Origin of the sequence: Parabacteroides sp. Marseille-P3160 (assembly GCF_900162725.1) — a bacterium.
GTDB lineage: Bacteria > Bacteroidota > Bacteroidia > Bacteroidales > Tannerellaceae > Marseille-P3160.
Genome location: NZ_LT799418.1, coordinates 1,001,989 through 1,022,727 on the forward strand (window position 1 = coordinate 1,001,989; position 20,739 = coordinate 1,022,727).

The following is a 20,739-nucleotide window of genomic DNA, read 5'->3' on the forward strand; positions in this document are numbered from 1 at the left end:
TGCAAAATAAGAAATCCTATCTGTGGATTGTAGTCGGCATGCTTTGGGAATAAGCGAGGCTTTCTATGTCCCGGCAGGGCTGTCTTTAATGCCGATATCATTAATAATACAATGTATTGAAAACGATTGTTTTATAGAGTAATATAATAAAAATATAAAATGAAAAAATGTAAGTTCTTAATTGTGTTAATATTTTTATCTTGTTCTATCTCATTCTTATCTGCGTCGTCACCCGATTCATTGAATAACGGCAAACAATATATTAAAAGTGTTGTGTGGGATGAAGGAGAAGACGGCATTGAAGGATATCGTATTCCTGGAATTGTCGTTACTCCGAAAGGAACTGTTTTGGCTTTTTCCGAGTCTCGTATAACTTATGCTGACGAGGATCCTAAACATTTAGTAATGAAAAGGAGTATAGACGGAGGTTTATCGTGGTCACAAACATACTATATTGAGAAGAGTGATGGTCGTTACTGGAAAGAGCATCGGGAGATGATAGATCCCGTAGATACAATAGAAAAGCAAGAGGTGTGGACTAATGTGGCTCCTTTAGTGGATAAAATCACCGGGCGTATTTATTTCTTTTATTCTTTGAGTGAAGGAGCTGTAAAAGGTATGAATTTGCAGAGATATACCCGTGTGTTTTATCGATATAGTGATGATGAAGGAGAGTCTTGGTCTGATAGGGTTGAAATAACAGATATTTTTCATGTGAAAGAAAGCGGAAGACCTAATAAGGATGAAAACGGAAGATGGATTAAAGATATAAACGGATTTCCATGTGATTTCCTTGGTCGTGCATTTCACATGCCTGGCCCGGGACATGGGATACAGCTCTCATCAGGACGTTTATTGCTTCAGGTGTGGCATCGGAAGAATTTAGAGAAGATGAATGGGACAAAAATAAATGTATCAGATCGCCAATATGGACTTTCAACCATTTATAGTGATGACCATGGAAAAACGTGGAGACATGGCTCCTTCTTTGGCCATGATGGGCTTAATATGAATGAATCACGTATGGTAGAACTTGATAATGGAGATATATATATCAACGCTCGTTATACAAATAATAATCCAACAGAAAAGAACTATTATAGAGTTATAGCGATTAGTCACGATGGTGGAATTACATGGTCGAAAGAACATATTGATGATAAAAATTTTCCTTTGTCAAATTCTTGTGACGGAGGTTTGGCTCGATTAACAAGCAAAAAAGAAGGAAATAAAAAGAGTCGGCTTTTATATTCAAAAAATGAGTCCCTTGAAGGACGAAAAAATTTAGTTGTTAGAATAAGCTATGATGAAGGATTAACTTGGAATTTGGCAAAGACTTTGGATAAAGGGCGTGTTGCTTACAGTGATATCGCTGTTTTGCCTGATAAGAGTATTCTTGTTTTATATGAAACTGAGAAATTTAAACCGATGTATTGTGTGAAATTTAATCTGGAATGGCTTACCGACGGAAAAGATTCCATAGAAAAATAAAACAATATAAAATAATCATTAGAGTATGAATAGTAGAAGAAAATTCATTAAGTATATGTCTGCATTAGGAACTGTTAGCCTGATTCCGACAACTTTGATTTCATGTTCCGATAATAGGCCGGGCAATGAGGTGAAAGCAATGAGCAATACCAACTTTGTCAGAGAGATCCCTCTTATGGAAGAATATGATGTCATTGTGTGCGGAGGAGGTCCGTCCGGTACGGTTGCGGCCTTAGCTGCCAAACGGGAAGGTCTGAAAGTCTTACTGGTTGAAGGTCTGGGGCAATTAGGTGGTATGGCGACGAGCGGGCATGTATCTCATTGGCTGGGAGGACGTACTCAAGAAGGCGAATGGGTAGTTCAAGGACTTTTTAAAACTATTGCAGAGGAAGCGGCGAAAAAGGGTTATGCCGTTATCCCTTCCTTGAGCCCTAATAAAGATTATCATCCATATGGTTGGTATAATTGGTTCATTCATGGCATTCCTTTGGATCCATTTTCCATAGACTATTTCTTAGATGAAAAAATGGGAGAGGCCGGAGTGGATGTCCTTCTCTTTACCTATTTTGTAGATACGGTAGTAGAAGGTGACAGAATTACACAGGTCATACTATATAATCGGAGCGGATTATTCGCTGTTCCGACAAAGGCGGTCATCGATGCGACGGGAAATGCGGAAGTGGCCTATCGAAGTAATTGTGAAACAATGAAAGGACGCAAAGAAGATGGAAAAATGACGCCGACCTCTCTTGTTTTTCATGCCTATAATGTAAATGAACAAGAATTGACGCAGGCAATAGAGAAGAACAGAGATCCCAAATTCCGTGATTTGATACGTCAGTTGAGAGAAATCGGAGAATGGACATTCCCCTATGATATTTTTATTTGCACCCGATTACCAGCGAAAGGAGAGTTTTATATTAATACCTGTCGATTGGTCGGTATTGATGGTACGGATGGTAGATCGGTTTCGGAAGGAATGAAACGAGGACGTGAAGAAACGCATCAATTAATGAGTTTATTCCAGAAATATTTTCCCGGCTTTAAAAATGCCCGGATAAAATCTGTTGCTTCCCAACTGGGTGTGAGAGAGACTCGTCGAATCATTGGAGATTATGTAATGACTGTTGAAGATCTTAAAAATGATAAAGTTTTTGATGATTGCATTGGTTTCAGTATGTATGGTTGGGATTTACCTGATCCCAATAAACCGAGCGTCCAACCTTTTGCTGATGATGAAAAAACAGGGTTTAAACAAACAGTACAGAAAGGCTTAACAACGCCGTTACCTTTCCGAATAATGATCCCTAAAACGATAAAAAATCTGATATGTCCGGGACGGGCAGTAAGTGTTGAAGGCCAAGTGTTAGGTCCTGTGAGAGTGATGGCTCCATGTATGGCTATGGGGGAGGCTGCGGGAATAGCTACGAAACAAGTAGTTATGGGAAATGCTTCTTTTACAAATATTGACATTGAGGGGCTTCGTGCTAGGTTAAAAGAAGCCGGTGCTATTATTGACCGGGAGCAACTGCCGGTAATTTATCCCAGAGTTGATCAGATTTAAAACCGCAATTAATTTATAATTATGAATAAGCATATTAATGCTTTTGTTCCTTTTCGTAGTGTTTTATATACAAAACCGGAATATGGCAAAGGTATCTAAGACTTAGTTGATATAAAAGTTAGAGGTGTAATTGTTAAAATAAATGATATTCTAATATGAATAGGCGAACTTTTATTAGGAGGAGTATATTAGCGACCGGAACGCTAAGTGTAATTCCACAATGTCAATACGAAGATAGAAAGAACCATAACCCTCTTTCTTCAAATTCAATTGTTGAACAAGCCCATTCTCTCCCAGTCTGTATAGAAACCGATGTTGTTGTTTGTGGTGGCGGTCCTGCCGGTTTTACTGCTGCCGTTGCTGCAGCACGGATGGGTGTGCGGACGTTATTGATTGAGCAATATGGTTTTCTAGGAGGTATGGCAACAGCCGGAATGGTTGGGCCGTTAAGTAAATTTAATTTTAACGGAGAACGTATTGTTGACGGAATTCCAGGAGAATTTATCCGGGCTATGCACGATATGAATGGTGCAATTATTGATTTGCCAAGTGGTAATGTACCTTACGATGTAGAGGCATATAAGATCACAGCACAGCGGATGGTACAATCTTCTGGTGCAAGTGTATTATTACATACATTAGTTGCAGGGGTTAAATTAAAAGAACCTGGAAAATTGTCACACGTTATTGTTGAAACGAAATCAGGGCGTTTCGCAATATCTGCGCGTATGTTCATTGATTGCACGGGAACTGGTGATCTCATCGTAAAAACGAGCTTGCCATGGGAAATGCGCAACCGAAATACTTCTGGCGAGTTACAACCCATGACATTGTATTTTCGCCTTGGCGGAGTGGATACGTGCCGGTTAACCCTTTTAATGGCAAATGATGGTGTAAAGTATGCGAATCCAGTCCTTCGAGAAATCTTGCAGGAGGAAGTCAGGGCGGGAAGACTGCGAAACTTTGGTGGACCGTGGACTGTGCATGGTAGCACCATCCGCCCCGGAGAAGTATCGGTAAATGTTACTCGTATAGGAGGGAATGGCGCTGATGTACACGATTTATCAAAAGCAGAGCTCGTTTTACGAGAAGAAATATATACCATCATTGACATATTTAGAAAACGGCATCAAGCCTTTTCAAACTGTTATCTTATTGACACAGCTTCTCAAATCGGTATCCGTGAAACACGTACCATTCATGGACTCTATACAATGACCGCTAATGACGTCCTCGAACCTCAGAATTTCCCTGATACAGTAGCGCGCGGCGGACACCCTATTGATATTCATTTGTCTGGAGATACACAACAAAATGCCCGTTTTATAACCAGACCCTATAATATTCCTTACCGTACTTTAGTTCCGGAGAACTCTGAAAATCTACTTGTTGCAGGAGCGCTACTTTCAGCAACACGGGAAGCATTTGGAACAATTAGGGTACAGGCACAATGTATGGCATTGGGACAAGCTGCAGGAACTGCTGCAGCTCTTTGCATTATTAATGATGTTTCGGTATCTGAACTCAACGGCGTTGAACTGAGAAAACATTTAAAAACAGTTGGCGCTCTTGTTTAATTTATATCTTCTGTAAAGACTTTGTTAATATTTTAATTATTTATAATGAGACAACTAGATATGAGAAAATATCTCTTGTATTCTTTATTGACATTCCAAAGCATCTGTTTATCTGCTCAGCTTAAAGAGGTTGACTACAGATATGCACCTGATTGGTACGTTACAAATATTTGCTTCCCAGACGATTCATTTAAAACAGTTGTTGGTCCTTTGGGACAGATGTTTTACGGATTTAGTGCCATCGGAGAAAAGGGGGAGATTTTTTATCCGTACATCAAAGGACGGGGATTCTATACGGTCCTTCATTTCTTTGCAGATGAAGGAATGAAAATCAACTCTCAAAAATTACATTCCCCACGTGTACCAATTGTTGAAACGTATAGTACTTACGGGGGAATGGATATTTTACAGGAGACCTTTTCCATTGCACAGGACTATATGAAAGTTGGCATCTCAACCAAAGAAGGCAATAGGGAGGACATTATTATTACTACTGTGACAAACAAAACAAATCAACATCGAACGATAAAACCAATGCTAATTATTGATTCAAAGTATCCGGTAGATTTGAAGGATGGCATTGTTTATATTAATGGAAATAAGAATGTTTTGATCAGTGAACCAGTTAAACGGGTACGTAAGAATTTAGTTGATTTTAAAACATTGATTGAGTTCGGACCGATTGAACTTGTCCCCGGAGACAATCGTAAGATAGTTGTCCTTTATGATAACGGTATGCCATCTGTTTTGGCAAATAAATTCAAACAGAATCCGCAAGCCATTGTTCGTGAAATTACCAATTTGAAAAAAAATGTTGTTGATTACTGGAATAATAAAACAGATATTCCATATGGGTATATCTCAATTCCGGACAAAGAAATTCAGAATCTGATTGATGCTTCCCTGAGAAATATCTGGCAATCCCGGGAAATAGTCGACAATAAAATAAGTTTTCAAGTTGGCCCGACTTGTTACCGTGGGTTATGGATTGTAGATGGTGCCTTTATCCTTGAGGCAGCCACAATGTTTGGTCGTGGTGTAGATGCGCGTCATGGAATAGATTACATGTTGACTTTTCAATCTGAAAATGGTAAAATCGAAAAGCATAAACCTGATTTTTGGAAAGCAAACGGAGTTGCGCTCTGGACATGTGTCCGGCATGCAATGCTGACCCAAGACAAACATTGGTTGGAATCTATCTGGAGTAAACTTAGAAAAACTGTTCAATTCATTCAAAAATTACGAGCTTTAAGCCTTGAAAATGATATTGATCTGGATGATGGCTTAATGCCACCTGGTTCAATAGACGGTGGTTTATGGGGGGGGCCCGGACAAGCAGAATATTCGAATGTTTATTGGAATTTAGCAGGGTTAAAAGCTATGATTCAAGCAGCATATTGGCTTGAGAAAAGGGAAGATGCAGAAGCATGGGAAAAAGAATATAGAGAATTTTACAAAAAATTCCAGCAGGCTGCTCATCGAGACATAGTATGTGATACTTTTGGGAACAAATACTTGCCTATAATGATGGACCCCAAATATCATGATTTACCACAACGGGCACAATGGACATTTTGCCATGGGGTATACCCGGGACAAATATTTGAACAAGGCGATCCTATAGCAACAGGAACTATGAATATGTTGCACACAACTTTACAGGAAGGCATGGTTATGGGCACAGGTTGGATTGTTGAAGGTATTTGGAATTATTTTGCAAGTTTTTACGGGCATGCATGTCTTTGGATGGGGGATGGAAAAAGAGCATCAGAGTCTTTGTATGCTTTTGCAAACCACGCGTCACCTCTTTATGCTTGGAGGGAAGAACACAATACTCGTGATTTACATCGGGAATTTGTCGGAGACATGCCACACAATTGGGCTAGTGCTGAATTTCTCCGTTTAGTTGTTCACATGCTTGCTTTGGATCGTGGAAATGAATTACATTTATTTGAAGGATTACCTATTGAATGGATACAGCCTGGGATGACCATTAAACTTCGAGATATTGCAACGCCTTTTGGAAATCTATCGCTATCGTTAGACATAGATAGAGAAGGAGAATATGGATTACTTCAAATAGAGAGACTTTCTGACTTATCTTGTACAGGCATTTATGTCCATCAGCCTGATAAGCTATCAAAAGAGATGAAACCTATCAAACTAGATTCGAAGAAAAAGCATTCATTAAAAATAAACATAAAATCCGTATTATTAGATAAATAAATAGTAAAGAGACGAGACAATAGACTCAAACTATATTAACAGTAGTAAACTTTTAGTTTGAAAATATACAGTATAAACTGTGAAAATATGAATTCCTGAAACAAAAGGAAAATCATTAGAGCAAATAGAAAAAGAATTGAATTTATAATCTCAATAAACAAGAAAATGATATGAATAGAATTGTGTTAATATATTTTATGTTACTGGCGCAGGTAAATATGTTTATGTATGCTCAGGGAAATACTCAAGCGACAACGAATGTTTTTCGTAAAAATCAGGACGGATATGCTTGTTTCCGTATTCCTGCTATTATTCAGAGTAAAACAGGTACTTTGTTGGCTTTTGCTGAAGCACGCAAAAACAGTTGTTCCGATACAGGTGACATAGATCTGGTTTTAAAACGTTCTGAAGACGGTGGTAAAACCTGGAGTAAAATGATTACGGTATGGGATGATGGGGATAATGTTTGTGGTAATCCGACTCCGGTGATAGATCAAACTACCGGACGTATAATATTAGTATCTTGTTGGAATTTAGGCGAAGATCATGAAAAAGAAATTATAGCTCAAACAAGTAAAAATAGCCGCAGGATTTTCATTCTTTATTCAGAGAATGACGGAGAAACTTGGTCTGCACCAAAAGAAATAACATCAACAGTCAAACGTTCGGAGTGGACGTGGTACGCAACAGGTCCTTGTCATGGCATTCAGTTACAAAATAAACGATATAAGGAAAGGCTTGTTATTCCTGCCAATCACATAGTTGCTGGTACAAAATTATATCATTCACACATTATTTATTCTGACGACAAGGGAGAAACTTGGAATCTCGGAGGAGTGGTTAGAGAGCATGGAGGGAATGAAAGTAGCGTAGTAGAATTGGGAAACGGTGATTTGATGCTGAATATGCGAAATTATAACCGGGAAGAAAATAAAACCCGTTCTATTGCTGTCAGTTCGGATGGCGGAAAAACGTGGTCGGAAATGAAATATTTACCGGAATTGATTGAACCCGTATGCCAAGGAAGCACATTGAATTATAATAAATCTGGAAAGAACAGTAATAAACTGCTTTTCTCTAATCCGGCGTCGACCGATAAAAGAGAGAAAATGACAATTAGATTGAGCGAAGATAACGGAAAAACATGGCCATGTTCTCATTTAGTTTATCCAGGGCCAAGTGCCTATTCCGATTTAGTAAACCTTCCGGAGGGTAATATAGGATTGTTGTATGAATATGGCGTACAAAATCCATACGAAAAAATAGGTTTTATAATTATTTCTTCTGAACAACTTATTAAATAAAACAATGAAACATTATTGTAAATATCCTTCTTGTTTTCTTTTCGTATTTTTCTTATTCTTAAGTAGTTCATTTTCCAATGCATCCATACGGTTCCCTTCCGTAATTGGAGATCGTATGGTTCTTCAACGCAATTCGACCGTGAGTCTCTGGGGATGGGCAAACAAAGGAGAACGTATTTCGGTACAGGCCAATTGGAATCCGGATGAATCCTATTCCGCGGTAGCTTCTTCTAACGGGAAATGGGAAGTGAGAGTAAAGACACCGGAGGCCGGAGGGCCTTATGAATTAACTTTTCAATCGGCTAATGATCGTAAAGTAATTAAAGACGTATTGATTGGTGAAGTTTGGGTTTGCAGCGGGCAGTCGAATATGGAGATGCCTCTTAAAGGTTTTATTTCCCAACCGGTCTATGAAAGCAATGATATCATAGCGCAAAGTAACAATCCTCAGATACGCTTATTTACAGTAAAACGAAACATTAGCGAGACTCCTTTAGAGGATTGCGAGGGAGCTTGGATTCTTTCCGAGCCGAAAGAAGTCGCTAATTTTAGTGCCGTTGCCTATATCTATGGAGCTTATTTATATAAAATACTGAATGTCCCTATCGGCCTGATTCATGCCAGTTGGGGAGGTACTCCGGCGGAAGCATGGACGGATAAAGAAATACTGGAGCGCTCTTTTAAAGATATTCCGATACAATTAATTGAGAAAAGTAAACATAGATCGCCTGCCGTTCTTTATAATGCGATGTTGCACCCTTTAATCCCTTATGGAATACGTGGCGTTATCTGGTATCAAGGAGAAGGAAACCGAATGAATCCGACTCAATACGAACGTCTATTTCCTGCGATGGTTACTAATTGGAGACAGAAATGGGGGATTGGGGAATTCCCATTCTATTTTGTTCAAATCGCTCCTTATAGATATGATTCCGATAAAAACTCGGCTGAGTTGCGGGAAGCCCAATTAAAAACCATGTTGTCTGTTCCGAATACCGGAATGGCTGTGACTTTAGATGTCGGTGAATACAGTACCATCCATCCGGGGAATAAAGTGGCCGTGGGGAAACGGTTGGCTTACTGGGCGCTCGCAAAAACGTATCATATCGAAGGCATTGAATATTCCGGCCCCGTTTATAAGAGTATGAAGATTGAAGGGGGAGAAGCAATTCTCGATTTCAGTTTTGCAGAGAATGGACTGACTTCTTTGGGTAAACCTTTGGAAGGCTTTAGTATTGCCGGAAGCGATAAGAAATTTTATCCGGTTAAAGCAATTATTAAAGGGAAAAATGTAATCGTGTCTTCCGATTCCGTACCACAACCCGTGGCTGTTCGTTATGGATGGGACAACTATGTGGAAGGATATTTATACAATAATGCAGGACTACCCGCTTCTTCCTTCCGGACGGATACCTGGTAATTTTAAGAGATATGAAAAACAGTAAATATTACCCTTGGGCTGTCGTTGCCTTGTTATGGGTGGTTGCTTTGTTGAATTATATGGATCGCCAAATGCTATCTACGATGCGTTCAGCGATGATGGTTGATATCGAAGAGTTAGAATTAGCGGCGAATTTTGGCAGGCTCATGGCTGTTTTTCTTTGGATTTATGGTTTGATGAGTCCTATTTCCGGACTTATCGCCGATCGGTTAAATCGGAAATGGTTGATTGTCGGAAGTTTGTTCGTTTGGTCAGGTGTTACCTGGCGGATGGGATATGCCGATAACTTTACCGAATTATATGTTTTAAGAGCTATTATGGGAGTTAGCGAGGCATTGTATATACCCTCTGCGCTGTCGATGATTGCGGACTATCATAGTGACAAAACACGTTCTTTAGCCATCGGAATCCATATGACAGGTCTTTATGCCGGACAAGCGATCGGCGGGTTTGGTGCTACGGTCGCAAACCTTTATTCTTGGGAAGCTACCTTTCATTATTTTGGGATCATTGGTGTTGTCTATAGTCTTGTCTTAATCTTCTTCTTACATGAAAAGGAAGGACATTCTATAAAGAAACTGAAACAAGACGTTCCACAAACCTCTCGAATCTCGGTCATGCGAGGAATGGCGATGTTGTTCTCCAATATAGCCTTCTGGGTTATCCTGTTCTATTTTGCCGTGCCGAGTTTACCGGGATGGGCAACCAAAAACTGGCTTCCTACTTTATTTGCGGAGAATCTATCTATTGATATGTCGCAAGCCGGTCCTATGTCTACAATTACTATAGCTATCTCTTCCTTCATCGGAGTTCTCTTAGGAGGAATGCTTTCCGACCGGTGGATACAAAAAAATCTGAGAGGAAGGGTGTATACAGGTGCGATAGGTTTAGGACTTATGATTCCGGCATTATTATTCCTGGGTTATGGGCATACCTTCCTACCGGTCATTGGAGGCGCTGTTTGCTTCGGTCTCGGCTTCGGAATGTTCGATGCGAATAACATGCCGATTCTCTGCCAGTTCGTTCCTTCCCGGTTACGCGCAACAGCTTATGGTATCATGAATATGACCGGTGTTTTTGCCGGCGCCTTGGTTACTTCCCTTTTAGGGAAATCCATGGACAGCGGACATTTGGGCCAGGATTTCGTTCTGATGGCTGGCGTGGTAGGCATTATACTGGTCATCCAACTGCTTGTCCTGCGCCCTAAAACGAACGAAATGACATAAAAAAAAGGTACAATCGAAGATGCGATTTGGGCGTTGGCTTTTGAGTATTTCAACGTGCTGATTTCTTTTTCGTTGCACCGGCTCTTTTATTTTCTATGAGGCTGTCTAAAAAAGCACTGCGCTGCCCTAAAAAGCCAGTGCACTCAATGAATTGATCCAGTACACTCATTTATAAAATTGAGTGCACTGGATTTTTTCCATATAAGTCACGACTTTTTGGACAGCCCCATAAAAAGATCTTTTGGCGGCATGAGAAAGATTTATAGGCAATTAACGATCGACCGCGGCGATAGAGGCGTACATTTCTACGAAAGCGGCCTGGTCGAGCAGCCACTTCGCTTGCTTGTCCGACTTACCGTCCCAATGATCAAAGAACAGGCCATGCTTATCCCGTGCATGTTTCCATGCATAATCCAGGTTTTTGTTGAAGACTTCCAGGTATTCTTTATTCTGATCCTGGTGGTATAATTCGATGAAACCTCGCATCATAACAGCTACAAACCAGATATTTCCCGGGTTTATCAGGCGGAACTTTTCTCCCTGCTCCGTCACGATCTCATGGGTGAAATGGGAAATGCCCGCCTTTGCGACAGCCTGCGCTTCGACCAGATAGCGTTTATCCCTTGTCAGTTTATATAACAAGGCCGCACTTTGGAGCATTTGTCCGCTATTATAGGGATACTTCGCCTTGCCGATCTTACCCGACAGGTTTATATTGTCCCAATAAAGCAGGTCTTCCGGATCCTGCAAATTCTTTTTGGTCCAATGATAAAGTTCCAATCCCGTTTTGAAATAGGAGCTGTCTTTTGTCGCTTCAAAAAGCTTCAATGCCAAGACAGAGCCGGGGGCATTGGAGCAGGTGTTTTTGGAATGCTTCTTCTGCTCGCACCAGTAGATGCCTCCACCCAGTTTCTCATCCGTCCCGCTAAGGATAAACGTCCAGATTTCCTTGGCTTTATCCAGATAAGACGCATTCTTTGTTTGGCGGTATAACTCCACGAAATCGATACCCAGCCAGACATTATCGTCATAGAAGCGGTCGGATAGCCCTACTTCGCTCAGGTAAGAAGCATAGCAGGGCGGTTGCCGGGAATGATCGTAATATTTCTCCAATCCGTCCAATACCCGTTCCGTCATAATCTTCAGGTATTGTTTATCCCCTGATGATCTCAATAAAGCGTTTACGCCGGAAAAAGTGCCGGAGAAAGGCCATAAATAGGCAAATTGTTTCTGTGCTCCCGTGTCGGCGGAAGCCAAATAAGTAGCCGAATAGTTAGCGTCAAACGGATAATTTTCATGTAGTAAAGCCGTACCTTGTGCGGAATAATATTTATAGATAGACTCCAATGTCAGCCGGGCACGATCCAAATTGCTTTCAGTGCTTTCCTGAGCCTTTGCCATACAAACAGCGCACAGTAAACACGCGCATACTATAATTTTACATTTCATCAATTCTTTCATAACGTTCCATTTGAAGAGTAATAGTTTTATAATGCTCCTTTATTCTCCAGGAGCGCCATCGCTTCAATCAGCATACTTCCACTCAACTGCTCGGTCAATCCGGTTGACGATCCGGGCTTCGTACTCCAGTTAGGGCCAAAGAAAACAGCCGGCTTATTGGTACCTTGCGTCCATAAGGTCTCGGCGTTATGCTCCAGAAATTGAATATAACGTTTTTTTGCCGTAGCGTCCAAACGATCCTGCTGGATCAGATCGGTAAAATAACGAATGAAAATCCCTTTAAAAAGTCCGCCATCACCTGTTCCTTCACTTTTAAGAATCGAATTACTGACCAAACTGCTGGCTGTATAATCGGCAGCCAAGGCCGCATCATTCAGATAGGCCCTTTCCCCCATTATCTTGTACAGTTCCACAGCCGAGCCGATAAAAGTACCTTGATTATAAGTAAAGACCCAATCCTTCTGGATCACTCCCGTTTCACTGTTTATATTGTCATAAACCATCCCGTTATTGCTATTAAACAAGGTTGATTTTTCCCAATTATAAATTTTGAGCGCCCATTCCTTATTGCTTTCATCGCCGAACTCCTGGTATAAACGCGCCGCCAAAATACAGGCTGGGCCATTGGAACAGGCATTTTTACTATATTCCTGACCTTTCACCCATGAGATTCCTCCCCCGGCGTTCTCATTCCAACCGACTTTGATATATTCCCAGATTTGCAATGCCGCTTCTTTGAATTTGGAATCATTGGTCGCTTTATAAGCGCGAAGAATGGCTAAAGCATTCCATTCCATATCATCATAAAAGTCATTTTTAAATGTATTCCCGTTTTTAATCTTGACCCCTTCAAACCATTGGTCGATATAATTTTTATACACGGCATCACCTGTACGTTGATAGGCATCGACCAACACATCCAAAGCATGCGCTTGCGGCCAATACTGGAAATTAACATCTCCATTACTGTCGGAATTAAAATATTTACCGCTTGCGTTCCAGAATGAATTTGTTAACGCTCTGCTGCTACTGTCTGCTGCCGCACTCCAATTGATCTCACTCTCTTCCCCGGGATCGGGTTTGGGATCATCGTCGCTACTACAGGCCACCAGTAAAATAAGCAGAGATAGTAAAAAAAAATTCTTTTTCATTACACTATAATTAAAATAAGAAACCAAGAATTGAAAACAATTCGTGTCTAAAGATAGCACAAATCATTTTCAATTCTTAATTGACAATTAAATTGACTTTACTTGGTTATCGTATGTGTATAAGGTTGATCAGCCGTCAGGTATATTGTATAATCAGCCGGTACTCCATCGAAATCACCCATTAGTTTCCATTTATTATCCCATTGCGACAAATTTGTCAGCAATTGGAGATAATAGTAAGACTCCGGACTGGATGCCGTCGGCCGTGAATCAGTCTGGTTCAACGTAGCCCACTCCAGTTCTTTCTCCTCACCGGTTCCTCCGTTTTCCTTAACGAACATGCGGAATTTGTAGCGTTCGTCGCGGCCCCAGGTTTCCTGTTTGAACGTAACAGTTTTACCGGTCGCCTTGAAGACTCCATAGCCGGCATACGGCAAGTCGAACAAAATAGCGCCGTCCGGACAGAAATAAAACCCGATTCTCGTCACTAATGTATAGGTACAGGCACCCGTATTGAAATCAAGTGTGATTTTATATACACCGTCAGTCGCGATAGTACTTGTCCCGTCCTCTTTAACCAGACCATCTGAAGTATAGAACTGCCGGGGAGAACCGGAAATACCGTCAACAAAAGAATAAGACTTGCCTGCCGCCAGTTTGGTATAAACTTCGAACTCTCCACTGGCGACTGCTTTCATTTTATGAGCTTTCGACAGATCCGTGCCTCCCTCGGAAGCTTCGCCCGTCACATATACATCGATAGGTATATCTGCAAAACCCGCCAAGCGGGTAACGGTAATCGTATTCTCCTGTCCGGCTTTGACTGCTTTCATCCCTTTTGAGGAAAAAACAGTCCATTTAAGCGTTCCGGTTTCAGAAGGATTAATACCAGCCATGCCTGCTATCTTGTTCAACAGTTTATGAGTAATCGTTACATGGTTGTAGAACCCGTTATTGTCGGATACCGTCATGTAAACAGGATTTGAAAAATCACCGTCTGTTTTATCAAAGGCAATTTGATAAACAGAAGTCCCGCCTTCTCCGGCATTTGCATATTCCCATTCAAAATAAACCGTAGCGGAAGCGGAAGCTTCCAAGGCGACCGATTTACCGTTGGTTGGTTCAATAAGGGATTTGACATCGGCCAACCGGCTATCCGTATCCCCCATCGTATCGTTACATGACACAAGAGCGAACACCAGAGAAGCTATAAATGCTAAATTTATCCAGATTGTTTTCATAATTCCATTCTATTATTTGATTACCAAATTATGAGTATAGGGAGCGTCTGCCGCCAAAGAGAATGTAATATCGTATGTTTTGTCACTCCACCCGGTCGTAGACGGATTTTTCCAGATCTGGTTATTCGTCCATTGCTCCACATCCGTCTTTTCCACCATATAATAATAAGCTTCGTTCCCGGTCGGCTTGCTGTCATTGTTGGCCGCTCTCCATTCTGTTTCTCCGGTCGAGCTTTCCATTCTGAACTTATAACGATCGTCCGAATCATCATTTCCGGAAAGTCCTGTAATCGTATAATTCGTGATTTCCCAAATACCCAATCCTTTATAAGGAAGTTCGATCTTCATCTGCGACCAATTTAAATACAAGCTCACTTTCGTAACCTCTTTCACGGTAAAAGAACCGATATTGAAATCCAGATAATATTTGTAGACTCCGGTCTTAGAGACTGTAGAAGTCCCACCTTCTACAATTTTTTCGCCGCTTAAAGCATATTCCGTAGGCGTTCCGGTAAGGGTGTTTACAAATTTGAATGTTTTGCCTTCCGTTAATTTGGTATATATTTCAAATTCTCCTTCTGTTACTTTCTTCATCACCAGGGCGCTTGAGAGAGTGGCGCCCGCTTCCGTACCTTCTCCGGTCAAATATAATTGGTTGGGAATATCCGCAAAACCAGCCAAGCGGGTAACCGTCAGCTTACGTTCTTCTTCCGCCTTTACCGGATTGATTCCTTTGGAAGCATAGACTGTCCATTTAAGGGTTCCCTGTTCCGAAGATTCAATACCGGCCATAGCCGCAATCCGGTTTAATTGCTTATGCGTAATAGTTGCATGATTTATTCCGCCGTTATTATCAGCTGCAGTGATATAAACCGGGTCGGAGAAATCTCCATCCGCTTTATCGAAAGCGACTTCATACAGTACATTTCCGCTGTCTTCCGCTCTGGAAGGTTCCCATTCGAAGTATAAAGTTGCAGAAGCAGAAGGTTGCAAGGCGATCGTTTTTCCGTTATCCGGTTCATATAATGTTTTAACAGCCGTCACTCCCGTGTCTCTCACTTCTCCATTATTGCTGCATGCAATAAAGGTAAAAGCGAAAGCGACTATCATAGTCAGTTTAAACAATATTGTTTTCATATTTTCTTTGTTTTAACTCAAAACATACCCATTATTAATATCCTGGATTTTGAGTAAGGTTCTTATTAATATCTCTTTCTGATTGGGGAATAGCGAACAGATAATCCCGCGCCGAATTAAATTTCCTCTGATCCAGCTGAATATACTGAGAGTTGTTAGAGGCAAATTTCGCTCCATGAGGATAACCGTTCATAACCGTTTCTATTGTTTTCCAACGACGGATATCGAATAGTCTCAACCCTTCAACAGCCAATTCGGAACGGCGTTCGCGACGAATAATCGTTTGTAAATCCGTTCCCGGATAATCCAGGGCGGAAGCATCCGTAAAGCCTGCCCGTTGACGAATAGGACGGATTGTTTGGTTCCATACCGCTTCGCTCATCTGCCCCAGTTCGTTTTTAGCTTCTGCATACATCAACAGGACATCGGCATAACGCATCAAGATTAAATTCAGCCCGGCTGCTATTCCTGCCGGAGCGGTCGGATCGAAGTTTTTCCTGAGATAATATCCCGTTGCGGTTGCGTTTTGTCCCGGGCCGGCATATTCATCCAGGTTGGAAACACCTGCCTCGGCCGAAGATCCCGGCTTGATATAAATAGTAGAAGTCGTTCCATCTCCCTTTTTCCATCTATATCCATGATATACGATGGTAAGGGCAAAACGCGGATCACGATTGACATAAGGATTCTCTTCATCATACCCCGAACCCGCTTCACGAATTCCTTTTCCGTTTTTCATGACATAGTCCTCCACCAGTTCCTGGGTAGGTGCAAAACCGTTAATGCGGCCTCCTACAGAAAGAGGAATCGCATCATAATACTCAGCCCAGGTTCTCAAAGTCAGAACATATCCCATATCCAGGATTACCTCGCTGTTGTATTCATTTTCCGGCAAGAAAAGACCTTCATAGCTGGGGAATAACTCATATTGCCCGTATTGGCCGTTGATAATCTTTTCACAGACCGAAGAAACATTTGTCCAGTCGTTTTCGTACAAGTACGTACGGGCAAGCAAAGTCATAACCGCTCCTTGCGTTATACGGCCATTGTCTTTGGCGGCATATTCCTGTCTGGTCGGTAAAAGGCTTACGATTTCATTCAATTCATTCCTTACAAAGTCAACCACCTCCGATTTGGGAGAACGCGAGACATTATTGGCTTCCTCTAAAGGAAGGTTATGATCAAACAACGGGACATCCCCATACTGCATAGCCAGACGGAGGTAGAGCAAAGCGCGGATAAACCGGGCTTCCGCTTTCATTCTTTCCTTCAGCGATTCATCCATATTTGGAACCCGGTCTACATTTTCCAAGAAAGTATGACAAGTCTTAATACCGGCAAAACAATCCTTCCATTCCGTGGAAAAACGTCCGAGGGCAGCGTCGGCTTGTCCGGCCGTAATAATTTTTTCATCACTGTTTCCACGGCCTTCATAAAGGTTGTCGGATAGTCTCTCATTGGAAAAGAAATATCCCGAATTATACATTTGGCTATAAGCCATGCTTAATACGGCAGAGGCTTTCTCCGATGAAGTCCAATAATTCAAATCCGTAAACTTATTTGTCGGTGCCAAATCCAGGTCGTTACAAGAAGTAAAAGTTGCCAATATCATGCAAATTACTCCTACACCATATTTTAATAATATCTTTTTCATACCATACATGCATTAAAATTCCAAATCCAAACCAAATCCGTAGTATATTAAAGTAGGATAGTTACGGGCGCTATTTGCTCCAATACCTTCAATTCCCCCCATATTATTTCCGAACTCCGAAGATTCTGGATCTATGAAAGAGTTCTTGGATAATGTCAAAATATTCTGTGCATTCAGACTGACACGTAATTTCTGAACTCCAAATTTTGAAGTTAACTGCTTGGGTAATGTATATCCCAGTTGGATATTCTTTACGCGCAGATAAGCTCCATCCAGAAGATAAATATCAGAACCCGCTTTTCCCCAGTTGTTATTGCTGGAAGCAGAACCCGGAGCTACTAAGCGAGGCCATTTCGCATCCGGATTAGTCGGTGTCCAGAAGTCCAGCTGATGCTGGTAAATGACATAGGAATAATTGGAATGGAAAGGCTCGATCAGTTCACCACGTACGTACATATCGCGTTTACCGACACCTTGGAGGAGCACTCCGAAATCAAATCCTTTATATTCAAGGTTGTAATTAAAGCCAAATGTATATCTCGGGAAGGCATTGCCTATCACGACACGATCTTTTTCGTCAATGACATCGTCGCCGTTTTGGTTAACGTATTTTACATCGCCCGGTTGCACAGAAACTCCGACAGGAAGTACGCTATTCGCAATTTCCTCATAACTTTGGAAATAACCGTCAGTCTTATAGCCATAATAAGAACCTAAGGCTTCTCCTTCACGGATTAATTTATATAACTGGTCGTTTTGGTCGATGCGTTCTTTCCCTCCAAAATCGGTAACTTCATTTTTAGAGTCGGAAACATTCAAATTGAAATTATGCCTGAAATCTCCGGAGGTCAGTTTATAGTTAATGGTCGCTTCCCAGCCACGATTCTTCATTTCACCGGCATTTTGTTTAGCCGCAGAACTTCCGAAAACGTTGGAGACTTGAGGAGATAAAAGGATATCCCAGGTCTTTTTATTAAAGTAATCAAACGACACATATAAATTATTATCCAGGAAAGTTGCATCTACTCCAATATTGAAATTCCCTGATTTTTCCCATGTCAGAAGCGGATTTCCATACGTATAACTGGTTCCGGGTACAGGGAGGTTATTGAATGCATACGTATTCGTATTCATTTGGTAAACCGTCTGGTAAGAATAATTGTCTACATTTTGATTACCCAATACGCCATAGGAAGTACGAAGCTTCAAATCGCCTATTTTTTCTTTGTAAAACTCCATGAAGGACTCTTCGGAAAGTCTCCATGCTGCAGAGAATGACGGGAAAAACCCCCATCGTTGGTCTTTGGCAAATTTGGAGGAACCATCATAACGGAAAGAAGCGTCTGCATAATACTTATCCATATAATTATATCCGAAACGCCCGAAGAAAGAAGTAATGCTTGTTTGATCCGTATCTCCGTTGGAGTTCTTATTATCTTTATTCTGTACGGCATTATCCGTTGTCGGAAGGCCGAGATCTTCATCCGTGTATTCCCAGGCGATACGGCTCGCTTTAAAAGTATATGACTCGTTAGACACGCCGAGCAGTCCTGTTACGTTATGAACAGAATTAAATGTCCGGTCGAAATCCAATAAGAATTGAGTACTCAAGGTGTGCTTTTTGCTATTATAATCTTCCGTCAAAGTATTCGGATGTATATAAATGACCGGCGTTTCCAGGTCGGACGACGAATAGAGAGGGACTTTCATATCTCTGCGGTATCGATGGTGTTGAGTTAAGTCCAAACCGACTAAGCCTTTGGCCGTCAACCCTTGCATAATTTTGAAATCAAGATTCATGCTTCCGATGAAATTATCCTCGTCTTTCTTTTCATAACCGCCTTCTTTAAGATAAGCTAATGTGTTATCATCACCAATTACATCATTGATAAGATACTTACCGTCTTTTTCCAATTGATAATAATAATAAGGCGGGATACGGGAAGAGTTGATAAGGACATTTCCGGTACCGCCTGCGACGGTTCGATCGTTTTTACGATTATAAGCCATTAAGGATGTAAGTTTAAACCGTCCATATTCAGTCGTCAAATTGCTACGGAAGTTATAACGTTCCACACCGAAATTGCCGACAAAATTGCTTTCCTGGTTATAATAACCGGCAGAAACCATGTAAGTACTGTTCTCACTTCCTCCGGAAACATTCAGGTTATAGTTCTGTTGAAGTCCTTTTTCCATTACCTTATCCAAGTACCAATATTCTTCACTCCGGTGGTCATATAAATCACGGATCTGTTCAGGCGTGAAAACTGGACTGCTTCCTGTGTTCATATTCGCTTCGTTTCTATACATGGCATTTTGCCATCCTTCAACGGGTTTAAACAAAATATCCGGATCTTCATAACCTGCCATTCCGCTGAATTTTACAACGGGTTTATTCGTTTTAGAACCTTTCTTCGTAGTAATCAAGATAACGCCGTTGGAAGAACGGGAACCGTAAATGGCGGCGCTACCGGCATCTTTTAATACGGATACATTCTCAATATCATTCGGATTCATATTGTTTAGAGTTCCGGTACTCGATATTAATCCGTCAATGACTATCAAAGGATCGTTATTTCCCATTGTACTGATACCACGAATATTAATATTCATACTGTTATCATTCGGGTTCATGCTCCTTTGCTGGATAGTCAAATTGGCGGAAGCGCCTTGTAATGCCTGCATGGAATTAGATACCGGCCGGTTTTCAAAAATTTCGGAGCCGACTTGGTCTACAGACCCCGTAATGCTTTTGCGTTGGCGGGTACCATAACCGATTACTACAACCTCATTCAGTTTCTGGACATCTTCCTTTAATGTAATAGTTAAAGGCTTTTCATCTCTGATAACAACTTCTTCGGGGATATATCCGAGATAATTGATTGTAATGATGCCTCCTTGAGGAACTTCTAAGATGAATTTGCCATCCAAATCCGTAGAAGTCCCGGAGCTGGTTCCTTTAAGTAAGATATTGACGCCGACCATGGATTCTCCGGAAGGATCCAATACCTTACCTGTCACTTTAATCTTTTCTTGATTAGGTTGTGTTTGGGCATTCAGCTCACCTGATGTTAAAAATAAACATAAGGTGAAAAAACAAATAAGCCATTTTTCAACAACCCGCGTTTTTGTTTTGTTTGTTAAATCATTCATAATAAATGTTTTGTGGTGGACATAATAACTCAAAATACGAATCAGACGAGCGTGCATCAAAAGCAAATCCTTCCTGTAAAAATTCAATGCTATGAACGTTTGCATTCACAGTA

The 20,739-nt window shown here is 41.1% G+C and carries 13 protein-coding genes; 7 read left to right on the forward strand and 6 right to left on the reverse strand.

Features of this window, described 5'->3' with window-relative positions; all coding sequences use genetic code 11:
* Positions 1-159: 159 nt before the first annotated feature.
* The 7 genes from BQ8014_RS04015 (at position 160) to BQ8014_RS04045 (ending at position 10,829) form a co-directional block, all read left to right on the forward strand.
* Complete coding sequence (locus BQ8014_RS04015; protein WP_080903235.1) at positions 160-1,491, forward strand: sialidase family protein; 1,332 nt, start codon at positions 160-162, stop codon at positions 1,489-1,491.
* Positions 1,492-1,516: 25 nt separating this feature from the next.
* Positions 1,517-3,055, forward strand: a complete 1,539-nt coding sequence (locus BQ8014_RS04020; RefSeq protein ID WP_080903236.1) for an FAD-dependent oxidoreductase — start codon at positions 1,517-1,519, stop codon at positions 3,053-3,055.
* 155 nt (positions 3,056-3,210) lie between these two features.
* Entirely contained in the window at positions 3,211-4,632 is a 1,422-nt protein-coding gene (locus tag BQ8014_RS04025) for an FAD-dependent oxidoreductase (RefSeq protein WP_080903237.1), read from the forward strand.
* A 45-nt stretch (positions 4,633-4,677) separates the two neighbouring features.
* Positions 4,678-6,858 (forward strand): hypothetical protein, encoded by a 2,181-nt coding sequence (locus BQ8014_RS04030; protein ID WP_080903238.1) that lies wholly within the window; start codon positions 4,678-4,680, stop codon positions 6,856-6,858.
* A gap of 170 nt (positions 6,859-7,028) precedes the next feature.
* Positions 7,029-8,162 (forward strand): sialidase family protein, encoded by a 1,134-nt coding sequence (locus tag BQ8014_RS04035; protein WP_080903239.1) that lies wholly within the window; start codon positions 7,029-7,031, stop codon positions 8,160-8,162.
* Positions 8,163-8,166: 4 nt separating this feature from the next.
* Positions 8,167-9,582: a sialate O-acetylesterase gene (locus BQ8014_RS04040; protein ID WP_080903240.1), complete on the forward strand. Its 1,416-nt coding sequence runs from the start codon at positions 8,167-8,169 to the stop codon at positions 9,580-9,582.
* Between the two features lie 11 nt (positions 9,583-9,593).
* Positions 9,594-10,829 carry an MFS transporter gene (locus BQ8014_RS04045; protein WP_080903241.1) on the forward strand — a complete coding sequence of 412 codons (1,236 nt, stop codon included), beginning with the start codon at positions 9,594-9,596 and terminating at the stop codon, positions 10,827-10,829.
* Positions 10,830-11,099: 270 nt separating this feature from the next.
* Here BQ8014_RS04045 and BQ8014_RS04050 read toward each other — a convergent pair whose 3' ends face one another.
* The 6 genes from BQ8014_RS04050 to BQ8014_RS04075 all read right to left on the reverse strand — a co-directional run bounded on the left by BQ8014_RS04050 (position 11,100) and on the right by BQ8014_RS04075 (position 20,626).
* Positions 11,100-12,230: a glycoside hydrolase family 76 protein gene (locus tag BQ8014_RS04050; RefSeq protein ID WP_234997978.1), complete on the reverse strand. Its 1,131-nt coding sequence runs from the start codon at positions 12,228-12,230 to the stop codon at positions 11,100-11,102.
* Between the two features lie 86 nt (positions 12,231-12,316).
* A complete protein-coding gene (locus BQ8014_RS04055) occupies positions 12,317-13,441 on the reverse strand; it encodes a glycoside hydrolase family 76 protein (protein WP_080903243.1) in 1,125 nt (374 codons plus the stop codon).
* A gap of 98 nt (positions 13,442-13,539) precedes the next feature.
* Complete coding sequence (locus tag BQ8014_RS04060; protein ID WP_080903244.1) at positions 13,540-14,682, reverse strand: SusE domain-containing protein; 1,143 nt, start codon at positions 14,680-14,682, stop codon at positions 13,540-13,542.
* Between the two features lie 12 nt (positions 14,683-14,694).
* Positions 14,695-15,819 (reverse strand): SusE domain-containing protein, encoded by a 1,125-nt coding sequence (locus BQ8014_RS04065; protein WP_080903245.1) that lies wholly within the window; start codon positions 15,817-15,819, stop codon positions 14,695-14,697.
* 34 nt (positions 15,820-15,853) lie between these two features.
* The gene (locus BQ8014_RS04070) at positions 15,854-17,473 is read right to left on the reverse strand and encodes a RagB/SusD family nutrient uptake outer membrane protein (protein WP_080905805.1); all 1,620 of its coding nucleotides are present in this window, start codon (positions 17,471-17,473) and stop codon (positions 15,854-15,856) included.
* A gap of 12 nt (positions 17,474-17,485) precedes the next feature.
* The gene (locus BQ8014_RS04075) at positions 17,486-20,626 is read right to left on the reverse strand and encodes a SusC/RagA family TonB-linked outer membrane protein (protein WP_234997979.1); all 3,141 of its coding nucleotides are present in this window, start codon (positions 20,624-20,626) and stop codon (positions 17,486-17,488) included.
* Between the last annotated feature and the right edge of the window lie 113 nt (positions 20,627-20,739).